General features: G+C 71.5%; 18 protein-coding genes. 15 read left to right on the top strand and 3 right to left on the bottom strand.

What is annotated here, in order from left to right; genetic code table 11:
• Positions 1–18: 18 nt before the first annotated feature.
• Positions 19–738 (bottom strand): MBL fold metallo-hydrolase, encoded by a 720-nt coding sequence (locus ACWIHT_RS38520; protein ID WP_456173164.1) that lies wholly within the window; start codon positions 736–738, stop codon positions 19–21.
• 172 nt (positions 739–910) lie between these two features.
• On the opposite strand from ACWIHT_RS38520, the gene hrcA reads away from it, so the two are divergent.
• From hrcA to ACWIHT_RS38460, 12 genes are all read left to right on the top strand, one after another.
• On the top strand, positions 911–1,927 hold the full coding sequence (hrcA, locus tag ACWIHT_RS38515) for a heat-inducible transcriptional repressor HrcA (RefSeq protein WP_043676478.1): 1,017 nt from the start codon (positions 911–913) through the stop codon (positions 1,925–1,927).
• Positions 1,928–3,061: a molecular chaperone DnaJ gene (gene dnaJ / locus ACWIHT_RS38510; RefSeq protein WP_328683406.1), complete on the top strand. Its 1,134-nt coding sequence runs from the start codon at positions 1,928–1,930 to the stop codon at positions 3,059–3,061.
• A 133-nt stretch (positions 3,062–3,194) separates the two neighbouring features.
• Positions 3,195–4,271 (top strand): nitronate monooxygenase, encoded by a 1,077-nt coding sequence (locus ACWIHT_RS38505; protein WP_456173163.1) that lies wholly within the window; start codon positions 3,195–3,197, stop codon positions 4,269–4,271.
• Positions 4,268–5,026: a 16S rRNA (uracil(1498)-N(3))-methyltransferase gene (locus tag ACWIHT_RS38500; RefSeq protein WP_456173162.1), complete on the top strand. Its 759-nt coding sequence runs from the start codon at positions 4,268–4,270 to the stop codon at positions 5,024–5,026. Before ACWIHT_RS38505 ends, ACWIHT_RS38500 begins: the two co-directional genes overlap by 4 nt.
• A 112-nt stretch (positions 5,027–5,138) precedes the next feature.
• Positions 5,139–5,531 (top strand): VOC family protein, encoded by a 393-nt coding sequence (locus ACWIHT_RS38495; protein WP_456173161.1) that lies wholly within the window; start codon positions 5,139–5,141, stop codon positions 5,529–5,531.
• An 88-nt stretch (positions 5,532–5,619) separates the two neighbouring features.
• A complete protein-coding gene (locus ACWIHT_RS38490) occupies positions 5,620–6,186 on the top strand; it encodes a hypothetical protein (protein WP_456173160.1) in 567 nt (188 codons plus the stop codon).
• Between the two features lie 70 nt (positions 6,187–6,256).
• On the top strand, positions 6,257–9,499 hold the full coding sequence (locus tag ACWIHT_RS38485) for a S41 family peptidase (RefSeq protein ID WP_456173159.1): 3,243 nt from the start codon (positions 6,257–6,259) through the stop codon (positions 9,497–9,499).
• 117 nt (positions 9,500–9,616) lie between these two features.
• Positions 9,617–9,970: a histidine triad nucleotide-binding protein gene (locus ACWIHT_RS38480; protein ID WP_456173158.1), complete on the top strand. Its 354-nt coding sequence runs from the start codon at positions 9,617–9,619 to the stop codon at positions 9,968–9,970.
• Positions 9,971–9,980: 10 nt separating this feature from the next.
• On the top strand, positions 9,981–10,886 hold the full coding sequence (locus ACWIHT_RS38475; protein WP_456173157.1) for a ribonuclease Z: 906 nt from the start codon (positions 9,981–9,983) through the stop codon (positions 10,884–10,886).
• A gap of 20 nt (positions 10,887–10,906) precedes the next feature.
• Positions 10,907–11,896: an adenosine deaminase gene (locus ACWIHT_RS38470; RefSeq protein WP_456173156.1), complete on the top strand. Its 990-nt coding sequence runs from the start codon at positions 10,907–10,909 to the stop codon at positions 11,894–11,896.
• A 156-nt stretch (positions 11,897–12,052) separates the two neighbouring features.
• The gene (locus tag ACWIHT_RS38465) at positions 12,053–12,592 is read left to right on the top strand and encodes a hypothetical protein (RefSeq protein WP_456173155.1); all 540 of its coding nucleotides are present in this window, start codon (positions 12,053–12,055) and stop codon (positions 12,590–12,592) included.
• Positions 12,589–14,781, top strand: coding sequence for a hypothetical protein (locus ACWIHT_RS38460; protein WP_456173154.1), 2,193 nt, complete (start codon positions 12,589–12,591; stop codon positions 14,779–14,781). The genes ACWIHT_RS38465 and ACWIHT_RS38460 overlap by 4 nt, the downstream gene beginning before the upstream one ends.
• On the opposite strand, the gene ACWIHT_RS38455 is transcribed toward ACWIHT_RS38460, so the two are convergent.
• On the bottom strand, positions 14,775–15,986 hold the full coding sequence (locus ACWIHT_RS38455) for an MFS transporter (RefSeq protein WP_456173153.1): 1,212 nt from the start codon (positions 15,984–15,986) through the stop codon (positions 14,775–14,777). The two genes, ACWIHT_RS38460 and ACWIHT_RS38455, sit on opposite strands and share 7 nt — an antisense overlap.
• A 361-nt stretch (positions 15,987–16,347) precedes the next feature.
• On the opposite strand from ACWIHT_RS38455, the gene ACWIHT_RS38450 reads away from it, so the two are divergent.
• Entirely contained in the window at positions 16,348–17,550 is a 1,203-nt protein-coding gene (locus tag ACWIHT_RS38450) for a serine hydrolase domain-containing protein (RefSeq protein ID WP_456173152.1), read from the top strand.
• A gap of 22 nt (positions 17,551–17,572) precedes the next feature.
• Here ACWIHT_RS38450 and ACWIHT_RS38445 read toward each other — a convergent pair whose 3' ends face one another.
• Positions 17,573–18,355: an IclR family transcriptional regulator gene (locus ACWIHT_RS38445; protein WP_456173151.1), complete on the bottom strand. Its 783-nt coding sequence runs from the start codon at positions 18,353–18,355 to the stop codon at positions 17,573–17,575.
• A gap of 118 nt (positions 18,356–18,473) precedes the next feature.
• Between ACWIHT_RS38445 and ACWIHT_RS38440 the strand changes: the two genes are divergently transcribed.
• Entirely contained in the window at positions 18,474–19,424 is a 951-nt protein-coding gene (locus ACWIHT_RS38440; RefSeq protein WP_456173150.1) for a 5-dehydro-4-deoxyglucarate dehydratase, read from the top strand.
• Positions 19,421–20,710, top strand: coding sequence for a glucarate dehydratase family protein (locus ACWIHT_RS38435; protein ID WP_456173149.1), 1,290 nt, complete (start codon positions 19,421–19,423; stop codon positions 20,708–20,710). Before ACWIHT_RS38440 ends, ACWIHT_RS38435 begins: the two co-directional genes overlap by 4 nt.
• The last annotated feature ends 13 nt before the right edge of the window (positions 20,711–20,723 follow it).

The raw sequence follows: 20,723 nt of genomic DNA, 5'->3' as shown, positions 1-20,723 counted from the left end.
GAACCGGCCCGCCCGGTTTCACGACACGCCGAAACGGGTTGCCAACGCGTCCCGTTGGGCCCGCACGAACCCCGCGTCCACCACCGCTCCGTGACCGGGCACGTACAGCGCGTCCTCGCCGCCGAGGGAGAGGAGCCTGTCGAGCGCGGCCGGCCAGTGCGCCGGTACGGCGTCCGGGCCCGCCTGCGGTGCGCCGGACTCCTCGACCAGATCGCCGCAGAACACGACCGCCGGGGAGCCGAGGACGAGGACCGCGAGATCGTGGGCGGTGTGTCCGCGGGTCGCCACGAGCCGGACCTCCGGGCCGCCGTCCAGGTCGAGCACCTCGGTGCCCCACACGTATTCACTGGGGCACACGAGGGTGTCCGCCGCGTTCTCCGCCGCCCGCGGATCCAGACCGTTGCGCACCGCGTCGGCCCGCAACTCCTCACCGCCGCCCTCGAACACCTCGCTCAGGCCCCCGGCCGCGAGAACCGTCGCCCCGGCAAAGACCGCCGCCCCGAAGACATGGTCGAAATGGGCGTGGGTGAGCGCGAGATGGGTCACACGGCCCCCGGCGAGCGCCTGCGCCGCCGTACGCAACCGCGCGCCCTCCGCCACACTCGACCCGGCGTCGATCATGAGCGCCGAGCCGCCTCCGACGACCAGTCCGACCGTGCAGTCCCAGCCAGGCAGCCGGCACCGGCCCACCCCGGCGGCCAGCCGCTCCCACCCCGCCTCTTCCCAAGTCACCGTCATACGGCGACGCTAACGGTGAGGGCACCAGGGATTGACATCGCGGGACCGGCCTTGCCCGGGGTGTACCTCACGGCCGTACACTGGGCCGGGGAACGCTGGCACTCACGCGCACAGAGTGCCAGGAAAGGGCAGCCCGGCAACAAAACGGCGACCAGAACTGGAGGTGTGCGCGATGCTCAGCGAACGCAGGCTTCAGGTGCTGCGCGCCATCGTCCAGGACTACGTCGGCACCGAGGAGCCGGTCGGGTCCAAGGCGCTCACCGAGCGGCACAGCCTCGGCGTCTCCCCGGCGACCGTGCGCAACGACATGGCCGCCCTGGAGGACGAGGGCTACATCGCCCAGCCGCACACCAGCGCCGGGCGCATTCCCACGGACAAGGGCTATCGCCTCTTCGTCGACAAGCTCGCCGGCGTCAAGCCGATGACCGGCCCCGAGCGCAAGGCGATCCAGAACTTCCTCGACGGCGCGGTCGACCTCGACGACGTCGTCGGCCGTACGGTACGGCTGCTCGCGCAGCTCACCCGGCAGGTCGCCGTCGTGCAGTACCCCTCGCTGACCCGCTCGACCGTCCGGCACGTGGAGCTGCTGTCGCTGGCTCCCGCGCGCGTGATGCTCGTGCTGATCACCGACACCGGGCGGGTCGAGCAGCGCATGGTGGACTGCCCGGCCCCCTTCGGGGAGTCCTCGCTCGCGGATCTACGCGCGCGGCTCAACAGCCGGATCGCGGCCCGCCGCTTCGCGGACGTGCCGCAACTCGTGCAGGACCTGCCGGACGCCTTCGAGAACGAGGACCGCGGCACGGTCGCGACGGTGCTCTCCACCCTCCTGGAGACCCTCGTCGAGGAGACCGAGGAGCGGCTGATGATCGGCGGCACCGCCAATCTCACCCGCTTCGGACATGACTTTCCCCTCACCATCCGCCCCATCCTGGAAGCCCTGGAGGAGCAGGTCGTCCTCCTCAAGTTGCTTGGTGAGGCGGGGGATTCGGGCATGACCGTACGGATCGGTCACGAGAACGCCTACGAGGGACTCAACTCCACTTCCGTGGTGTCGGTCGGCTACGGTTCGGGCGGCGAGGCAGTCGCCAAGCTCGGCGTGGTCGGACCGACCCGCATGGATTACCCGGGAACGATGGGAGCGGTACGCGCAGTGGCACGGTACGTCGGACAGATCCTGGCGGAGTCCTAAGTGGCCACGGACTACTACGCCGTTCTCGGCGTGCGTCGCGACGCGTCGCAGGATGAGATCAAGAAGGCCTTCCGCCGGCTCGCGCGCGAGCTGCACCCGGACGTGAATCCGGACCCGAAGACCCAGGAGCGGTTCAAGGAGATCAACGCCGCCTACGAGGTGCTCTCGGACCCGCAGAAGAAGCAGGTCTACGACCTCGGCGGTGACCCCCTCTCGCAGGCGGGCGGCGCGGGCGCGGGCTTCGGCGCGGGCGGCTTCGGGAACTTCTCGGACATCATGGACGCGTTCTTCGGTACGGCGTCGCAGCGCGGACCGCGCTCGCGCACCCGCCGGGGCCAGGACGCCATGATCCGGCTGGAGATCGAGCTGGACGAGGCGGCCTTCGGCACCACGAAGGACATCCAGGTCGACACGGCCGTCGTCTGCAACACCTGCAACGGCGAGGGAGCGGCCCCCGGCACCTCCGCGCAGACCTGCGACATGTGTCGCGGTCGCGGTGAGGTCTCGCAGGTGACCCGGTCCTTCCTGGGCCAGGTCATGACGTCCCGCCCCTGCCCGCAGTGCCAGGGCTTCGGCACCGTCGTGCCGACGCCGTGCCCGGAGTGCGCCGGTGACGGCCGCGTCCGCTCGCGGCGCACCCTCACGGTGAAGATCCCGGCCGGTGTGGACAACGGCACGCGGATCCAGCTCGCGGGCGAGGGCGAGGTCGGCCCCGGCGGCGGCCCCGCCGGTGACCTGTACGTCGAGATCCACGAGCTGCCGCACGCGATGTTCCAGCGCCGCGGCGACGACCTGCACTGCACGGTCACCCTCCCCATGACAGCCGCGTCCCTCGGCACGAAGGTGCCGTTGGAGACGCTGGACGGCATGGAGGAGGTCGACATCCGACCGGGCACCCAGTCCGGCCAGTCGATCCCGCTGCACACCAGAGGCATCACGCATCTGCGTGGCGGCGGCCGGGGCGACCTCATCGTGCACGTCGAGGTCACCACCCCGACCAAGCTCGACGTGGAGCAGGAACGCCTGCTGAGGGAACTGGCGAAACTGCGCGGCGAGGAGCGCCCCATGGGGACGTTCCAGCCCGGGCAGCAGGGCCTGTTCTCCCGCCTGAAGGACGCGTTCAACGGTCGCTGAACCGATCGTCGAACGGTCGTCGAACCGGCCTCCGCCCGAGGGGAAAGCGTGCCCCGTAGCGGGCATGCGTCTGTCCTATGCCGGGCGGATGGCCGGATTCGGACTTGTTCGGAGGACGTGACAACATGCCGTCATGTCCTCCGCGCTGACCGATCTCTTCCCTCATCCGATCGTGCAGGCCCCGATGGCGGGCGGTGTCTCCGTCCCGCAGCTCGCCGCGGCCGTGTCCGAGGCCGGCGGGCTGGGATTCCTCGCCGCCGGGTACAAGACCGCCGACGGCATGTACCAGGAGATCAAGCAGCTGCGGAGCCTGACGTCCCGCCCCTTCGGCGTGAACCTCTTCATGCCGCAGCCCGAGTACGCGGACAAGGCGGCCGTCGACGTCTACGCCCATCAGCTGGCCGGCGAGGCCACCTGGTACGACACGGAACTCGGCGACCCGGACAGCGGCCGCGAGGACGGCTACGACGCGAAGCTGTCCGTACTGCTCGACAACCCGGTGTCCTTCGCCTCCTTCCACTTCGGCGTCCCCACCCGTGAGGTGCTGGACTCGCTGCGCCGGGCCGGTACCTTCACCCTCGTCACCGCCACCACCGCCGAGGAGGCCCTCGCCGTGGAGCGGGCCGGTGCCGACGCGGTGATCGCGCAGGGCGTCGAGGCCGGCGGCCACCAGGGCACCCACCGCGACCTCCCGGAGAACGACGGCTCCGGCATAGGCCTGCTCTCCCTGGTCGCCCAGATCCGCGAGACCGTGAGCCTGCCGATCGTCGCCGCCGGTGGTCTGATGCGCGGCAGCCAGATCGCCGCCGCCCTCGCGGCGGGCGCGAGCGCTGCCCAGCTCGGCACGGCGTTCCTCGCCACCCCCGAGTCCGCGGCGAACGCCGTGCACAAGCAGGCACTCACCAACCCCCTTTTCACCCGTACCGAGTTGACCCGCGCGTTCTCCGGCCGCCCGGCCCGCGGCCTGGTCAACCGCTTCATGCGCGAGCACGGCCCGTACGCCCCCGCCGCGTACCCCGAGGTCCACCACCTGACCTCGCCGCTCCGCAAGAAGGCCGCCGCGGCCGGTGACGCGCAGGGCATGGCGCTGTGGGCCGGACAGGGCCACCGCATGGCCCGCGAGCTGTCGGCCGGTCAGCTGGTCGAGGTCCTGGCCGCCGAACTGGCCGCCGCCCGGACGGCGTTGTCCGCCGGGGGTGAGCTGCGATGACGGCGCCGGTGTTCATTCTCGATCCGCTGAAGGTCCCGGATTTCAGCGGCGGTGAGGTTGTCCTCGACGGCCCCGAGGGGCGGCACGCGGTCTCCGTACGGCGGATGCGGGCCGGTGAGGACGTCGTCCTCACCGACGGACGCGGCCGGTGGATCGCGGGTGTCGTCAAGGCGGCCGAGGGCAAGGACCGGCTCGTCGTCATGGATCTGGAGTCCGCCGCCGAGGAGCCCGAGCCGCAGCCCCGCATCACCGTCGTCCAGGCCCTCCCCAAGGGCGACCGCGGCGAACTGGCCGTGGAGACCATGACCGAGACCGGCGTCGACGCCATCGTCCCCTGGGCGGCCGCCCGTTGCATCACGCAGTGGAAGGGCGAGCGCGGCCTGAAGGCCCTCGCGAAGTGGCGGGCCACCGCCCGCGAGGCAGGCAAGCAGTCCCGCCGACTGCGCTTCCCGGAGGTCGCGGACGCGGCAACGAGCAAACAGGTTGCCGCACTTCTCGCCAAAGCAGACTTCGCCGCCGTGCTCCACGAGGACCGCGACTACGGCAGCGAACCCCTCGCCACCGCCGAACTCCCCACCGAGGGCGAGATCGTGCTGGTCGTGGGCCCCGAAGGCGGCGTCTCGCCCGAGGAGTTGGCCCTCTTCGAGGAGGCCGGGGCGAGGGCCTACCGGCTCGGGCGCAGCGTGCTGCGCACATCGACCGCCGGCACAGCGGCCACGGCCCTGCTCCTGGGCCGCACCGGACGCTGGTCCTGAACCACAGGAACCACCGGAACCAGAACCACCGGAACCAGAACCACCGGAACCAGAACCACCGGAACCAGAACCACCGGAACCAGAACCACAGGAACCCACAGGGGAGATCACCGTGGAACTCGCCCAAGTGAGGCTGCTCGTCACCGACTTCGCCGCCTGCTACCGCTTCTACGCCGAAGTCCTCGGCCTGAAGCCCCAGTCGGGGGCGACCGAGGGACCGTACGAGAAGTTCAGCCCGGCGGTCGGGTCGGCCGGGATCGCGCTTCAGGACCGGGCGATGATGGCCCAAGTCCTCGGTGAGCTGGGGGAGTCGGTGACCGGACACCGCTCGCTGGTGGTGCTGCGGGTCGACGACCTGGACGCCTACTGCGCGCAGATCACCGACCGCGGGGCCGTGTTGCTGCACGGCCCGGCGCCGATGACGGACCGGATGCGGGTCGCCCATCTCAAGGACCCCGAGGGCAATGTGGTGGAGCTTCAGGAGTGGCTGCTGCTCCGGGGCTGACGATCGTGCGCCGGTGACCGCGCCCCCGGCGCACGGGTGGCCGTATGCGCTCTTCCGTGTGCGCCCCGACGGTGGCAGGCTGCCGTCCATGGGGGCTTTGAGGCAGAACTGGCGTCGGCCCCGCGGACGGCGGGTGGCCGCCGTGGCGGGGCTCGCGATGGTGTCCGTGGGCGGGGTCGTAGCGTGCCAGCCCGGTGATCTCAGCGCCGCGACCGTCGCGTACACCACCGACAAGACGGCGACCGCGGAGCTCAAGCGGGACCATGTGGGCGTCCGCTATCTGACCTGCACGGGCAACTACGGCAGCGGCAACAAGGCGTACACGCCCGGGAAGACGCCCTCGCCGACCGAGACCACGATCGTCTCCGTGGACTGCCAGGGGCAGACGAACGACAACCGGGACATCACCGTCACCGGCAAGGTCACCCGGGCCGTCGACGGCGCCTGTGTGCGCGGCGACCTGGTCGGCAAGGTGGGCGGCAAGCAGGTGTTCCACGTGACCGGGCTCGGCGACTGCGACGCGGCGACGCCCTCGTCCGTGGTCAACCCGAACCCGAGCCTCACCTACGGCCCCGGACCGACCGTCACCGTCACGGTCACCAAGACCATGTGGTGCAAGGGCGACCCGACCTGCTGGCCCGTGGAAGGCAAGTGACAGTCCTTCCACAGCGGATAAGTGATCCAAACCGCTGTCTTCACAGGCCGCCGCTGCATACGCTGATCAGGTGACTCAGCCCTCAGCGTCCGCAGCCCAGGCCGGTTCTCGGGCCTATCTCCGCTTCCCGCACCTGCACGGCGAGTTGATCGCCTTCACCGCCGAGGACGACGTGTGGCTGGCCCCCCTCGACGGCGGCCGGGCCTGGCGGGTCAGCGCCGAGAACGTGCCGGTGACCCATCCGCGCATCTCGCCCGACGGCACCACCGTCGCCTGGACCTCCACGCGGGACGGCGCCCCCGAGGTGCACATCGCCCCGGTCGACGGCGGACCCGCCAAACGCCTCACCCACTGGGGCAGTTCACGCACCCAGGTGCGCGGCTGGACGGCGGACGGCCAGGTCCTCGCGCTGAGCACCCACGGTCAGGCGAACCTCCGCCGCAGCTGGGCCCGCACCATCCCACTGGACGGCGGACCCGCGACCACCCTCCCGTACGGGCCCGTTGGCCATGTCGCCGTCGGCCCCGCCGCCACCGTCCTGCTCTCCGCCCCCATGGGCCGCGAGGCCGCCTGGTGGAAGCGCTACCGGGGCGGCACCGCGGGCAAGTTGTGGATCGACCGGGACGTCCGCGACGGGGAGGGTGCCGGCGAATTCACGCGCCTGCACGAGGAGTTGGACGGCAACATCGAGTACCCGGTGTGGGCGGGGGAGCGGATCGCGTTCCTCTCCGACCACGAGGGCACGGGCGCGCTCTACTCCTCCCTCGCCGACGGCACCGACCTCCGCCGCCACACCCCCCTCGACGGCTTCTACGCCCGGCACGCGGCGGGCGACGGCACCCGGATCACGTACTCCTCCGCCGGTGAACTCTGGCTCCTCGACGATCTGGACGGCGCCGAACCCCGCCGCCTCGACATCCGGCTCGGCGGACAGCGCACCGACCAGCAGCCGTTCCCGGTGTCCGCCGCCCGCTGGTTCGGCTCCGCCTCGCCCGACCACACCGCACGCGGCAGCGCCGTCGCCGTCCGCGGGGCCGTCCACTGGATCACCCACCGCTCCGGCCCCGCCCGCGCCCTCGCCGCCACCCCCGGCGTCCGCGCCCGGCTGCCCCACACCTTCCGCGTCGACGGCGAGGAGTGGGTGGTGTGGGCGACGGACGCCGAGGGAGACGACGCCCTGGAGTTCGCCCCCGCCACCGGCCTCGCCCCCGGCGACACCCCGCGCCGTATCGCCGCGGGACAGCTCGGCCGCGTCCTCGCGCTCACCGTCGCCCCCGACGGCAGCCGCGTCGCCGTCGCCTCGCACGACGGTCGCGTCCTCCTCGTCGAGCGCGAGACCGGCGAGGTCCACGAGGTCGACCGCAGCGAGGACGGCGACGCCTCCGGCCTCTCCTTCTCGCCCGACTCCGCCTGGCTCGCCTGGTCGCACCCCGGCCCGCGCCCGCTGCGCCAGCTCAAACTCGCCAACACCACCGACCTCTCGGTCACCGAGGCGACCCCGCTCCGCTTCCAGGACTACGCCCCCGCCTTCACCCTCGACGGCAAGCACCTGGTCTTCCTCTCCACCCGCTCCTTCGACCCGGTCTACGACGAACACGTCTTCGACCTCGCCTTCGTGGTCGGCGACCGCCCGCACCTCATCACCCTCGCCGCCACCACCCCGTCCCCCTTCGGACCGCAGCGCCACGGCCGCCCCTTCGAGACCCCCGACAAGGACGAGACCCCCGACAGCGAGGGCCGCCCCACCACCCGTATCGACCTCGAAGGCCTCGCCGACCGCATCGTCCCGTTCCCCGTCGAGGCCGGCCGCTACTCCAACCTGCGCGCCGCAAAGGACGGCGTCCTGTGGCTGCGCCACCCCGTGCAGGGCGTCCTCGGCGCCACCCGCGCGACCCCCGAAGACCCGGACCCCAAAACCGAGTTGGAGCGCTACGACCTCGCCCAGCAGCGCATCGAGCACCTCGCGGGGGACGCCGAGCACTTCGAGGTCAGCGGCGACGGCAAACGCGTCCTGCTGCGCACCGACCACAAGATGCGGGTCGTCCCGAGCGACCGCCGCGCCTCCTCCGAGGACGACGACAGCGACTCGAACATCAACGTCGACCTCTCCCGCGTCCGCCAGACCGTCGACCCGGCCGCCGAGTGGCGCCAGATGTTCGACGAGACCGGCCGCATCATGCGCGACAACTTCTGGCGCGCCGACATGAGCGGCGTCGACTGGGCCGGAGTCCTCGACCGCTACCGCCCGCTCCTCGACCGCGTCGCCACCCACGACGACCTCGTCGACCTCCTCTGGGAGGTGCACGGCGAACTCGGCACCTCGCACGCCTACGTCACCCCCCGCGGCGGCTACGGCAACGGCGAACGCCAGGGCCTCCTCGGTGCCGACATCTCCCGCCACGAGGACGGCAGTTGGCGCATCGACCGCGTCCTGCCCTCCGAGACCTCCGACCCGGCCGCCCGCGCCCCGCTCGCCGCACCCGGCGTGGCCGTCCGCCCGGGCGACGCGATCCTCGCGGTGGCCGGACAACCGGTCGACCCGGTCACCGGCCCGGCCCCGCTCCTCGTAGGCACCGCGGGCAAACCCATCGAGCTGACCATCTCCCCGGCGGACGGCGGAGACCCCCGCCACGCAGTGGTCGTCCCCCTCGCGGACGAGGAACCCCTCTACTACCACGCCTGGGTCGCCGACCGCCGCGCCTACGTCCACGAGAAGTCCGGCGGCCGACTCGGCTACCTCCACGTCCCCGACATGCAGGCCCCCGGCTGGGCCCAGATCCACCGCGACCTGCGCGTGGAGGTGGCCCGCGAGGGCCTGGTGGTCGACGTCCGCTACAACCGAGGCGGCCACACCTCCCAGTTGGTGGTGGAGAAACTGGCCCGCCGCATCGTCGGCTGGAACCGACCGCGCGGCATGCGCCCCTACAGCTACCCCGAGGACGCCCCTCGCGGCCCGGTCGTAGCCGTGGCCAACGAGTTCTCCGGCTCCGACGGCGACATCGTCAACGCGGCGATCAAGGCGTTGGACATCGGCCCGGTGGTCGGCACCCGCACGTGGGGCGGGGTGATCGGCATCGACAGCCGCTACCGCCTGGTCGACGGCACACTCATCACTCAGCCCAAGTACGCGTTCTGGCTTGAGGGTTATGGGTGGGGGGTGGAGAACCACGGCGTGGACCCGGACGTAGAGGTGGTCCAGAGGCCTCAGGATTACGCGGCGGGCAGGGACACCCAACTGGACGAGGCGATCCGCCTGGCGTTGGAGTCACTGGAGACCAGTCCCGCGAAAACCCCGCCCACCTTGCCCACCTAGGGGCGCGGGGCTGTATCGATGTGCGGCTCCGCCGCGTGGGCGCGACCAGCCACGACGGCGCCGCACTCAACGACGCTACGATGCCCCATATTCGATCAATCTGTTGAGGAGCGGCACATGCCAGGGGACCCTCAGGACGACTGCCTGTTCTGCAAGATCGTCGCAGGACACATCCCGGCGACGATCATCCGAGAGACAGCCACCACCGTCGCGTTCCGGGACATCAACCCCCAGGCCCCGATCCACGTCCTGGTGATCCCCCGCGTCCACTACCCCGACGCCGCCTCCCTGGCCACCGCCGAACCGGCCATCGCCGCCGACGTCCTCCGCGAGGCCGGCGAGGTCGCGGCGGACGAGAAGCTCGACAGCTACCGCGTGATCTTCAACACCGGCACGGGCGTGGGCCAGACCGTGTTCCACGCCCACGCCCACGTCATGGGCGGCCGCGGCATGCAGTGGCCGCCCGGATAGCCAACTCACCATGTCCGTACGCGAATTGGTGATCCTCGGCACCGCCAGCCAGGTCCCCACCCGGCACCGCAACCACAACGGCTACCTCCTCCGCTGGGACGGCGAGGGCATCCTCTTCGACCCCGGCGAGGGCACCCAGCGCCAGATGCTCCGCGCCGGTGTCGCCGCGCACGACCTCAACCGCATCTGCGTCACGCACTTCCACGGCGACCACTCCCTGGGCCTCGCGGGCGTCATCCAGCGCATCAACCTGGACCGCGTCCCGCACGAGATCACCGCGCACTACCCACGCTCGGGCCAGCGCTTCTTCGACCGCCTGCGCTACGCCACGGCGTACCGCGAGACGGTGGGCATCACGGAGTCGCCGGTGTCGGATGACGGAGCGATCGCCACCACACCGGCCTACACCCTGGAGACCCACAAGCTCTCCCACCCCGTCGAGTCCTACGGCTACCGTCTCACCGAACCCGACGGCCGCCGCATGCTCCCCGACCGCCTCGCCGCGCACGGCATCAAGGGCCCGGACGTGGGCCGCATCCAGCGCGAGGGCACGGTCGACGGCGTCACGCTGGACGAGGTCAGCGAGGTCCGCCACGGCCAGCGTTTCGCGTTCGTCATGGACACCCGCCTCTGCGACGGAGTGCACGCCCTCGCGGAGGGCTGCGACCTGCTGGCGATCGAGTCGACGTTCCTCGACGAGGATGAGCAACTGGCCGTGGACCACGGCCACTTGACGGCCGGGCAGGCGGCCCGAGTGGCCCGGGACGCCGGAGTCCGCCACCTGGTCCTCACCCACTTCAGCCAGCGCTATTCCGAGCCGGAGGAGTTCGAGCGGCAGGCGCGGGCGGCGGGCTTCGAGGGGGAGCTGACCGTGGCGCACGATCTACTCAGGGTGCCGGTTCCGAAACGGCGATAAAACACCCGTACGATACTTCGATGCCCATTCCCAAAGCCGAACTGCACCTGCACATCGAAGGCACCCTCGAACCCGAGCTGGCCTTCGCGCTCGCGACCCGCAACGGCGTCGAGCTGCCGTACGCGGACACCGAAGACCTCCGCAAGGCGTACCTCTTCGAGGATCTCCAGTTCTTCCTGAACCTCTACTACGAGCTGATGGCCGTCCTGCGCACCGAGCGGGACTTCGAGGACCTCGCCAACGCCTATCTCGCCCGCGCCGCCGCGCAGGGCGTACGGCACGCGGAGATCTTCTTCGACCCGCAGGCGCACCTCGCGCGGGGCGTGGACATGGGCACGGTGGTGGAGGGCCTGTGGCGAGCGCTCGGCGACAGCGAGGCCAACCACGGCATCTCGACCCGGCTGATCATGTGCTTCCTGCGCGACGAGTCCGCCGACTCGGCCATGGAGACCCTGGACGCGGCGAAGCCGTACCTCCACCGGATCACCGGCATCGGCCTCGACTCGGCCGAGGTCGGCCACCCGCCGGTCAAGTTCCGCGAGGTCTACGAGGCCGCCGCCGCGCTGGGCCTACGACGGGTCGCGCACGCCGGTGAGGAGGGCCCGCCCGCCTACATCACCGAGGCGCTGGACGTGCTCGGCGTCGAGCGCGTCGACCACGGCCTGCGCTGCATGGAGGACGCGGACCTGGTGGCGCGGCTGGTCCGGGACCGCATCCCGTTGACCCTCTGCCCGCTCTCGAACGTCCGGCTCCGCGCGGTGGACGTCCTCGCCGAGCACCCGCTCCCCGCCATGCTCGACGCGGGCCTGCTGTGCACGGTCAACTCCGACGACCCGGCCTACTTCGGCGGCTACGCGGGCGACAACTTCGACGCGATCCGCGAGGCGCTCGGCCTGACCGAGGACCGGCTGCGCGAACTGGCCCGGAACTCCTTCGTCGCGTCCTTCCTGGAGGACGACGAGGAACGCCGGGCACGGTATCTCGCCGAGGTCGAGGCGTACGTCTTCTAGCCGTCGCGCCCCCAACTTCCTTAGGGAATCGGCTGATTGAGGCCGGCCGAAGTCCTTTGCCTTTCCTTGACAAACAACTGAAGATCGTATTTAGGTTTGCCTTACCTAAGTTGATGCGGCCGTCGATCCGGCCGCCGACCGGAAGGCACTCCCACCATGAGATCCGTCCTGTCCACCCGCACCGCCGCCCGTGCCGCCTTGGCCGTCACCGCGTCCGCCGCGCTGACCCTGGGCCTGGCGACCTCGGCCTCCGCCGCGACCTCGACCCGTTCGGTGGTCGACGGCGGCACGACGTACAACCTGTCGCTGACCGCGCCGGGCACGGCGACGGCGGCGGGCCAGGTCGTCACGGTCAGCGGCTCCGGCTACAACACGAGCCAGGGCGTCTACGTCGGCCTGTGCGCGGTCAGCGGTGCGCAGGGCGCGGCCAAGCCGACGCCGTGTCTCGGCGGCCAGGACGAGAGCGGCACGACGGGCGCCTCGCACTGGGTCAACAACACCTTCGGCGGACTGTTCGCCAACAGCTCCAAGTTCGGCACCGGCGGCACGTTCAGCGTGTCGATCTTCGTCAAGGCCACGCTCGACGACGGCCGGGTGTGCGGCGAGGACGTGGACTGCGCGATCGTCACCCGCGCCGACCACTTCGACAGCGAGGACCGCAAGTACGACGTCCACGTCCCGGTCACCTTCCAGTGACGGTCGCCAGACGTCCGGCGGCGCTCCTGGGCGCCGCCGCCCTTGCCGCCGCCTCCGCCCTGGCCTTCGGCGCGTTCGGCACCGGCCCGAGCGCGCAGGCCGCCGCCGGCACCCCGAGGACGGCCCTGGGCAAGGACGGCCAGCGGCTCACGGTCTCCGCCTCCACCGGACTCGCCCCGGCCGGCGACACGCTCCACGTCACCGGCGAGGGCTACGACACGGCCAAGGCGATCTACGTCGCCGTCTGCAAGGACAACGGCGACAACCGCATCCCCAGCCCCTGCCTCGGCGGCGCCGATGCGAGCGGCACGGGTGGTTCGTCGGCGTGGATAGTCCCCGAGGGCGACCCGTACGCGGGCGGACTAGCCCAACTCTGGGGCACGGGCGGCACGTTCGCCGTCGACATCGAGGTCACCGCCAAGGACGGCAGCCTCGACTGCACCCAGGTCGTCTGCTCGGTCGTCACCCGCGTCGACCACCGCGACGCGGGCGACCGTACGCAGGACGTACGCATCCCCGTCGCCTTCGAGGGCCAGGACCCCGGCAACGGCGACGGCGACGGCGGCGAGGGCGTGGACGTCCCGGCCGGCACCGTCAGCTACGTCCGGGCGGCCGAGTTCACCACGGCGGGCCGCCCCCTGGACCTGATGCTGCACCCCAACTCCGGGAAGCTGTACGTAGGTTCGGACAACATCGTCGACACGGCCGACGTCAGCGAACAGGGCCTCTACGCCCTCGACCCGGCCGACGGCACACTCCTCAGCCACATCCCGCAGGCCCCCGGCTCCACCGGCGCGCTCGCCGCCCGCGTGGTCCCGCAGATCATTGCCCCGCTCTCCGGCGACGGCGTGGTCTTCCACTACCCCCTGAGGGGCACCGGTACGGCGAAGGACGGCGACACGGCCGCGAAGGGCGTCTGGCTGACGGGCGCGGCGGTCACCGGCGCGGGCCCCGGCACCACCGCGAGCACGGTCCTGGTGGCTCAGGGCCCGACGCTCTCCGAGATCGAGACCGCGACGGGTGTCGTGCGACGCACGCTCACCCTCGACGGCGGCTCCGAACTCGGCGTGGACACCGCGCACTTGGCCGCCTGGTCCACCGGCCTCTCCGGCGGCCAACTGCGCCGCATCGACACGACCACCTTCACCGTCACCGCCACGGCCGAACTCCCGGAAGGCGCCGTCTACTTCGTCGAACCCGACCCGGAGACCGGCAACGTCTGGGTGGGCAGCGGCAGTTCGGTCCTCGTCTACGACCGCGATGCCAAGCTCCTCGCCACACTGGAGGACGTGGACCGGGCCACCGCCATGGCCTTCGACACGTCCACCCACCGTGCGTTCGTCCTCCGCGAGGACTACGGGAACGCCGACGCGGGCGCCGACTTCATCGGCTCCCTCCAGGTCTTCGACAGCGCGACCTTCGAGAAGGCGGCCGAGACGCTGGCCCTCCCGGGCAGCCGCGCCAACACGACGGCGGGCGTCGCGGTCACCCCCGGCGGAGCCACCGTCTACGTCACCGACCAGGCCGAGGCCAAGGTCCTCAGACTCGACCGCCGGATGTCCCCGAAGGTCACCCAGTCACCCACCGACCAGTCCGCCGCACCCGACGACGAGGTCACCCTCGTCGCGGCGGCCGACGGCACCCCGCAGCCCACCGTGCGCTGGCAGACCAGCCCCGACGACGGCCAGACCTGGTCCACGATCGAGGGCGCCACGCAGAACGCGTACACCTTCACCGCGAAGACCTCGCAGAACGGCTACCGCTACCGCGCCGAGTTCGCCAACTCCGTTGGCACGACCCGCACTTCACCGATCACCCTCACGGTCACCGAGCCCGGCGAGGGCACGGACGGGGGAGCGGACGGCGGGACGGACGGCGGGACCACGGGCGGAGAAACGTCCGGCGGCTCAGGTACTACGGGTTCCACGGGTAGTACGGGTACTACGGGCGGGACAAGCACCTCCGGTGGCACGCCCGGTGGCACGCCCGGTTTGACTACGGGCGGTACTACGGGAGCGGGTACGACAGGAGGCACGACCACCGAGGGCTCCCCCTCCCCCTCCACCACCGGCAGCCTCGCCGCCACCGGAGCAGCCGTGGGCACGGTGGTCGTCCTGGCCGCGCTGCTCACCGGCGCAGGCTGGTATCTGCACCGCCGGGCGCGTGGAGGCGCCCGCCCGGTTCAGTAGGTCACGGTTTCCCGGACCCCGGGGCGGCGCTCGCCCGCCGGGGTGCCGCCGCGCCGCCGGACGGTGCCCGGCAGCAGTCGTCCACCGGCGTGCAGGGCGACTCCGGTCATCGGTACGGCGATCACGATCAGCCCCGCCGCGAGGATCGCGCCCATCGCCGGGAACCCGGCGGACGCCGACAGCACACTGCCCGCGAGCGGCCCGGCCGCCGTCCCCAGCGACGAGGCCGAGCCGACCAGGACCGCCCAACGCCCGCGCGGGTCAAGGGAGGCGGCGAGACCGAGGACGTAGGACAGGACGATCGGGTAGAGGGTGTTCCAGGCGATCTCGCCGGTCGCGAACGTCCTCAGGTCGTGCGCGGACGCGCTGAGCACGATGCAGCCCGCGATGAGCGCCGTCCCCGCGCCGATCGGTACCGCGCGCCCCAGCCGGGAGCCGAGCGCGCCCGCGCCGATCACGCCGACGAGCCCGGTGCCGAGCGCGATCGCGAAGACCGCGCCGACGGTGACCTCGGAGAGGTGGGCCTGGGTGATGCCGATGCGGCCGCTGACGCCCCAGAGGGAGTTCTGTGCGAGGGACCAGCACAGCAGGGTGGCGGCGAGGACCAGTCCGGCCCGGCGGTGGGGGAGCCCGGCAGCCTCCACGCGCGCGTGCCCCGTCGTCGCCGTACGCACTGGGAGGCGGCCGGTGAGTGGCCATACGACGAGCGCGGTCAGCGCGATCGCGGCGAGCGGCTGGCCGTGGCCCGCGCCGAGATGCGGCACGGTCAGATAGACGGCACTCGCGAGCGCGGACACGCACAACAGGCCGACGGTGGAAGCGCGGTGAGGGTCTCGCTCGGCGGCGATGCCGGACGCGGCGACCGTGGTGGCCGTACCCGATCCGAAGCCGCCGACGATCGCGCCGAGGATGACCGCCGGTACGGAGTGGGTGAGGGCGGCCGAGCCGTAGCCGAGGACGGCGAGGGCGAGGCCGATGCGGGCGAGGGTGCGCGGGCCGATCCGGTCGACGCGCGAGGCGAGCAGAAAGCCCGCCGCCGCCGAACTCAGCAGCAGCGCGCTGCCGACGGCACCGGCCTGCGTGGCCGACAGCGGAAGCCCGGCGTCGAGGCGGCCGACGGTGGTGGGCAGGAGGTAGGGGGCGAGATACCCGGCCGTGAAAAGGGCGACGAGGGGCCAGGGCGTGGTGGTGCTGCGGGCGGACACGGGCGTTCCCAGGGCATGCGAAAGAAGCGGCTCAAAAAGGGGGATGGGCGACGACCGTCGACGGACAGGAACGCGCGGGCAATTTGTATCAAGCACACGGTTGTGAAAAAAGGGCGAAAGGAGGGCGGGGGGTGTGATGTGGGGCACGTTGTGTTTGGTGCGGGGAGCGTCGGGTAAACGAGCGCCCAATTTCCCGTGCCGACGGGTGCGGACCGGGCGCGTCGGTTCCAGTTCGTGCCCCACAGCCCCACAGCCCCATGGTCTTCCCGGATTCTCGAAGGAGCATGAAGTGCGTGTGAATATGAATGTGCGTGTGAATGTGGGCGTCGGACGGCGCCCGCGACGGGCGGGGTTACGGGCGATGGCGGCGGTCGCGGTGTCCGCGGCCCTCGTCGTGCCCCTCGCCGCGACCCCGTCGAGTGCGAGCACGGTCCCCCGGAGCGTGGCGGTACGACAGGACGGCACCGCGGAGAGACGCGCTCAACTGCGGGAGCTTGCGCGGGAGTTGGTGGAGGAAGGCGTGCCCGGGGTGACCGTGCGGGTGGACGACGGTCACGGTCGGCCCATCGAGATCTCCGAGCAGGCCGCCTGGACGAGGAAGGACCATCGGCTCGGCGTGGACGACGAGGTGCGGGAGGCGTCCAACACCAAGACGGTGATGGCCACCCTCGTCCTGCAACTGGTCGCCGAGCACCGGCTCGCCCTCACCGACCCGGTCGACAAGTGGCTGCCCGGCCAGGTGCGCGACGGCGGGGCGATCACCCTGCGCATGCTGCTCAACCACACCAGCGGGTTGTTCGACTACACCGACGACCCCGCCCTCGCACCGGCCCTCACCGGCCAGGACACCCACGTGTGGACGTCGAGGGAAATCCTGCGCCTGGTGCGCGGGCACTCGGCACTCTTCGAGCCCGGCACCGAGTGGTCGTACAGCAACACCAACTACATCGCGATCGGCGCCGTCCTGGAGAAGGCCACCGGAAAGAGCCTCGCGGCGCTGGTGCGGGACCGGATCGCGGGACCCCTGGGGCTCCGGCACACCTTCTACGCCACCGGCCCCGCCTGGCGCGACCGGCACGCGCACGGCTACGAACCCGACGCCGCCCACATGCCACCGGGCGTCCCCGAGGAGTTTAGGAACTACGCGGGACCGCGGCACGACGACCACGTGGACGTCACCGGCGACTACGTCACGGCCGACGGAGCGGATGCCGCGGTCGTGTCCACCGCCGGTGACTGGTCCCGTTTCTACGGCGCGTTGATGTCGGGCCGCCTGCTGCCCGCCGCCCAACTGGCCGAGATGCGCACCACCGTGCCGGAGATCGGGCCGGACGACCCCGACGAACTCGGCTACGGGCTGGGCATCGAGACGGCGAAGACCGACTGCGGCACGGTCTGGGACCACGTCGGCATCGTCCCGGGCTACGCGACCTACAACGTCACCGACTCCACCGGCCGCCGCACGGCCTCCTTCTTCTTCGCCACGTCCACGCTTCCCACCAGGCAGGCGCACCAGACCGGCGCGGCCCTGATGGACGCGCTCAACTGCGCCCTCTTCGACTGACCGGCTCACCGGCGAGCCACCGCTAACGCCAGTGGACCGCTCCGCCGGCCGCGGGCGCCGTCGCCTCGATCTTCGCCCTGACCTCCCGCATCACGGCGACGATCCGCCCCTCGTGCTCCGGCGTGAGCCGGACCACCGGCACCGAGCAACTGATCGCGTCCAGCGGCGGGTTGTCGTAGCGCAGCGCGAAGCCGAAGCCGACGATCCCGAGGACGCCCTCCTCGCGGTCGACCGAGTAGCCGCGGGCGCGGACCGCCGCGAGGTCGGCGGCCAACGCCTCCCGTGTGGTGCGGGTGTTGGGGGTCGCGGCCTCGTACGGCCCGGGCGGTAGCTCGGCGTCGTCCCGTTCCGCGAGCAGCGCCTTGCCGAGGGCGCCGACATGCGCGGGCAGCCGTCGCCCCACCCGGCTGATGGTCCGCAGGTACTCGTGCGACTCCCGCGTCGCGAGATAGGCGACGTCCCGCCCGTCCAGCCGCCCCAGGTGGATCGTCTCGCCGAGCGCCTGCGACGCCTCGTCGAGATACGGCCGTACGGTCCGCACGCGCGGGTCGGAGTCCAGATAGCTGGTGCCGGTGAGCAGGGCGTGGATGCCGATGCCGTAGAGCGAGCCGGTGCTGTCGGTGCGGACCCAGCCGTGTGCGATCAGGGTCTGGAGGAGGGCGTACATCGAGCTGCGCGGTACGCCCAGTTCGTCGGCGAGTTCCTGGAGGCGCGCGGGACGGTCGCCGCGCGCGGCGAGCAGTTCGAGCAGCTCGACCGTGCGGGCGGCGGACTTCACCTCGCGGACGCCACCGGGCTCTGACATGGGGAGATGGTAGCGAGCGGTGGCCGAGGCGCGGCGGGCCCCATTGACGGCTGCGGTTCGCGTACCTAACCTTTGTCTTCATACGTGGATGACGTCTACATAGGGAGATGGCCAAGAGATGGCCCAGGTGAACGGCGAAACGGAGACCGTGGTGCGCAGGCTGCGGGACGGGATGGCGGGCGGCGTGCTCTCCTTCCCGCTCACCTCCTTCCACGAAGACGGCTCCCTCGACCCCGACGGCTTCCGCACCCATGTCGCCGCCCAGACCGCCACCGCCCCCGGCGCGATCTTCCCGGCCTGCGGCACCGGCGAGTTCTTCTCACTCGACGAGGACGAGTACCGCACGGTCGTCACCATCGCGGTGGAGGAGGCGGCCGGCCGCGTCCCCGTCGTCGCGGGCGTCGGCTACGGCTGGGCCCAGGCCGCCCGCTTCGCCCGCATCGCCGAGGAGGCCGGCGCCGACGCGCTCCTTGTCCTCCCGCACTACCTCGTCGCCGCCCCGCAGGACGGCCTGGTGGCCCAGCTCGAACAGCTCGCCGCCCGCACGCGGCTCCCGCTCATCGCCTACCAGCGCGGCCAAGTCGCCTTCACCGCACACTCGTTGAAGCGCATCGCGGGCATCCCCGGAGTCATCGGCCTCAAGGACGGCCACAGCGACCTCGACCGGCTCCAACGCCTCACCCTCGCCGCCCCCGAGGGCTTCCTCTTCTTCAACGGCGCCTCCACCGCCGAGATCCAGGCCCGCGCCTATGCCACCGTCGGCGTCCCCGCCTACTCCTCCGCCGTCCACGCCTTCGCCCCCGAACTCGCGAACGCCTTCTTCGCCGCGCTGCGGGACGGCGACGACAAGACGGTCGACAAACTGCTCCGCGAGTTCTACGTCCCGTTCGTCGAACTCCGCGACCGGGTACCGGGATACGCGGTCTCGCTCGTCAAGGCGGCGGCCCGGCTGCGCGGTCGCCCGGTGGGCCCCGTGCGCGCCCCGCTCACCGACCCCACGGCCGCCGACCTGGCCGACCTCACCGCCCTGCTCACCACCGGACTCGACCTCGTAGGAGCCGCGCTGTGAACCTCGCCATCGCCGACGTCCGGCTCACCCCGATCCTGGTCGCCGACCCGCCGCTGCTCAACACCCAGGGCGTCCACCAGCCCTACACCCCGCGCCTGATCGTCGAGATCGAGACCGCCGGCGGCATCACCGGCCTCGGCGAGACCTACGGCGACACCAAGTACCTGGAACTGGCCCGGCCGTATGCCCGCAAACTGATCGGCCGTCAAGTCAGTGACCTGAACGGCCTGTTCACCGTCGCCGACGAGGTCGCGGTCGACGCTTCCCGGACCTCCTCGCAGGTCGACGTCGGCGGACTGCGCGGTGTCCAGACCGCCGACAAGCTGCGCCTGTCCGTCGTCTCCGCCTTCGAGGTCGCCTGCCTCGACGCCCTGGGCAAGGCACTTGGCCTTCCCGTGCACGCGCTGCTCGGCGGCAAGGTGCGGGACGCGGTCGAGTACAGCGCCTACCTGTTCTACAAGTGGGCCGACCACCCCGAGGGCGTGGCGAGCGAGAAGGACGACTGGGGCGCCGCGATCGACCCGGCCGGAGTCGTCGAGCAGGCACGGAAGTTCAAGGAGCGGTACGGCTTCACCTCCTTCAAGCTCAAGGGCGGGGTCTTCCCGCCCGACGAAGAGATCGCCGCCGTACGGGCGTTGGCCGCGGCCTTCCCCGACCACCCCCTGCGCCTTGACCCCAACGGCGCCTGGTCCGTGGAGACTTCACTGAAGGTGGCGAAGGAGCTGGGGGACGTCCTCGAATACCTGGAGGACCCGGCGCTGGGCACCCCCGCCATGGCCGAGGTGTCCGCCGGGACCGACGTGCCGCTCGCCACCAACATGTGCGTGACGACCTTCGCCGAGATCAAGGAGGCGTTCACGCGCGATGCCGTACAGGTGGTGCTCTCCGACCACCACTACTGGGGCGGACTGCGCAACACCCAGCAACTCGCCGCCATCTGCCGCACGTTCGGCGTCGGCATCTCCATGCACTCCAACACCCACCTCGGCATCAGCCTCGCCGCGATGACCCACGTCGCCTCGACGGTCCCCAACCTCCACCACGCCTGCGACTCCCACTACCCCTGGCAGTCCGAGGACGTCCTCACCGAACGCCTCACCTTCACCGACGCCAAGGTCACCGTCTCCGACGCGCCCGGCCTCGGCGTCCAACTCGACCGCGCCAAGCTGGAGTTGCTGCACCAGCGGTGGCTCGACGACGACGGTTCGCTGCGCGAGCGCGACGACGCGGCGGCGATGCGGATCACCGACCCGGAGTGGGTGGCGCCCTCGATGCCCCGCTGGTAGGCGCCGCGTGACC

The sequence above is a fragment of the Streptomyces sp. NPDC002276 genome, from assembly GCF_053891435.1.
This window is presented reverse-complemented; position numbering and strand designations above follow the sequence as displayed.

Excerpts from the sequence above, each read along its gene's own strand:
- ACWIHT_RS38445 (WP_456173151.1), bottom strand. The coding sequence starts at position 18,355 with ATGTCAGAGCCCGGTGGCGTCCGCGAGGTGAAGTCCGCCGCCCGCACG.
- ACWIHT_RS38440 (WP_456173150.1), top strand. The coding sequence starts at position 18,474 with ATGGCCCAGGTGAACGGCGAAACGGAGACCGTGGTGCGCAGGCTGCGG.
- hrcA (WP_043676478.1), top strand. The coding sequence starts at position 911 with ATGCTCAGCGAACGCAGGCTTCAGGTGCTGCGCGCCATCGTCCAGGAC.
- ACWIHT_RS38480 (WP_456173158.1), top strand. The coding sequence starts at position 9,617 with ATGCCAGGGGACCCTCAGGACGACTGCCTGTTCTGCAAGATCGTCGCA.
- ACWIHT_RS38490 (WP_456173160.1), top strand. The coding sequence starts at position 5,620 with ATGGGGGCTTTGAGGCAGAACTGGCGTCGGCCCCGCGGACGGCGGGTG.
- ACWIHT_RS38470 (WP_456173156.1), top strand. The coding sequence starts at position 10,907 with ATGCCCATTCCCAAAGCCGAACTGCACCTGCACATCGAAGGCACCCTC.
- ACWIHT_RS38505 (WP_456173163.1), top strand. The coding sequence starts at position 3,195 with ATGTCCTCCGCGCTGACCGATCTCTTCCCTCATCCGATCGTGCAGGCC.
- ACWIHT_RS38450 (WP_456173152.1), top strand. The coding sequence starts at position 16,348 with ATGGCGGCGGTCGCGGTGTCCGCGGCCCTCGTCGTGCCCCTCGCCGCG.
- ACWIHT_RS38475 (WP_456173157.1), top strand. The coding sequence starts at position 9,981 with ATGTCCGTACGCGAATTGGTGATCCTCGGCACCGCCAGCCAGGTCCCC.
- ACWIHT_RS38500 (WP_456173162.1), top strand. The coding sequence starts at position 4,268 with ATGACGGCGCCGGTGTTCATTCTCGATCCGCTGAAGGTCCCGGATTTC.
- ACWIHT_RS38465 (WP_456173155.1), top strand. The coding sequence starts at position 12,053 with ATGAGATCCGTCCTGTCCACCCGCACCGCCGCCCGTGCCGCCTTGGCC.
- ACWIHT_RS38520 (WP_456173164.1), bottom strand. The coding sequence starts at position 738 with ATGACGGTGACTTGGGAAGAGGCGGGGTGGGAGCGGCTGGCCGCCGGG.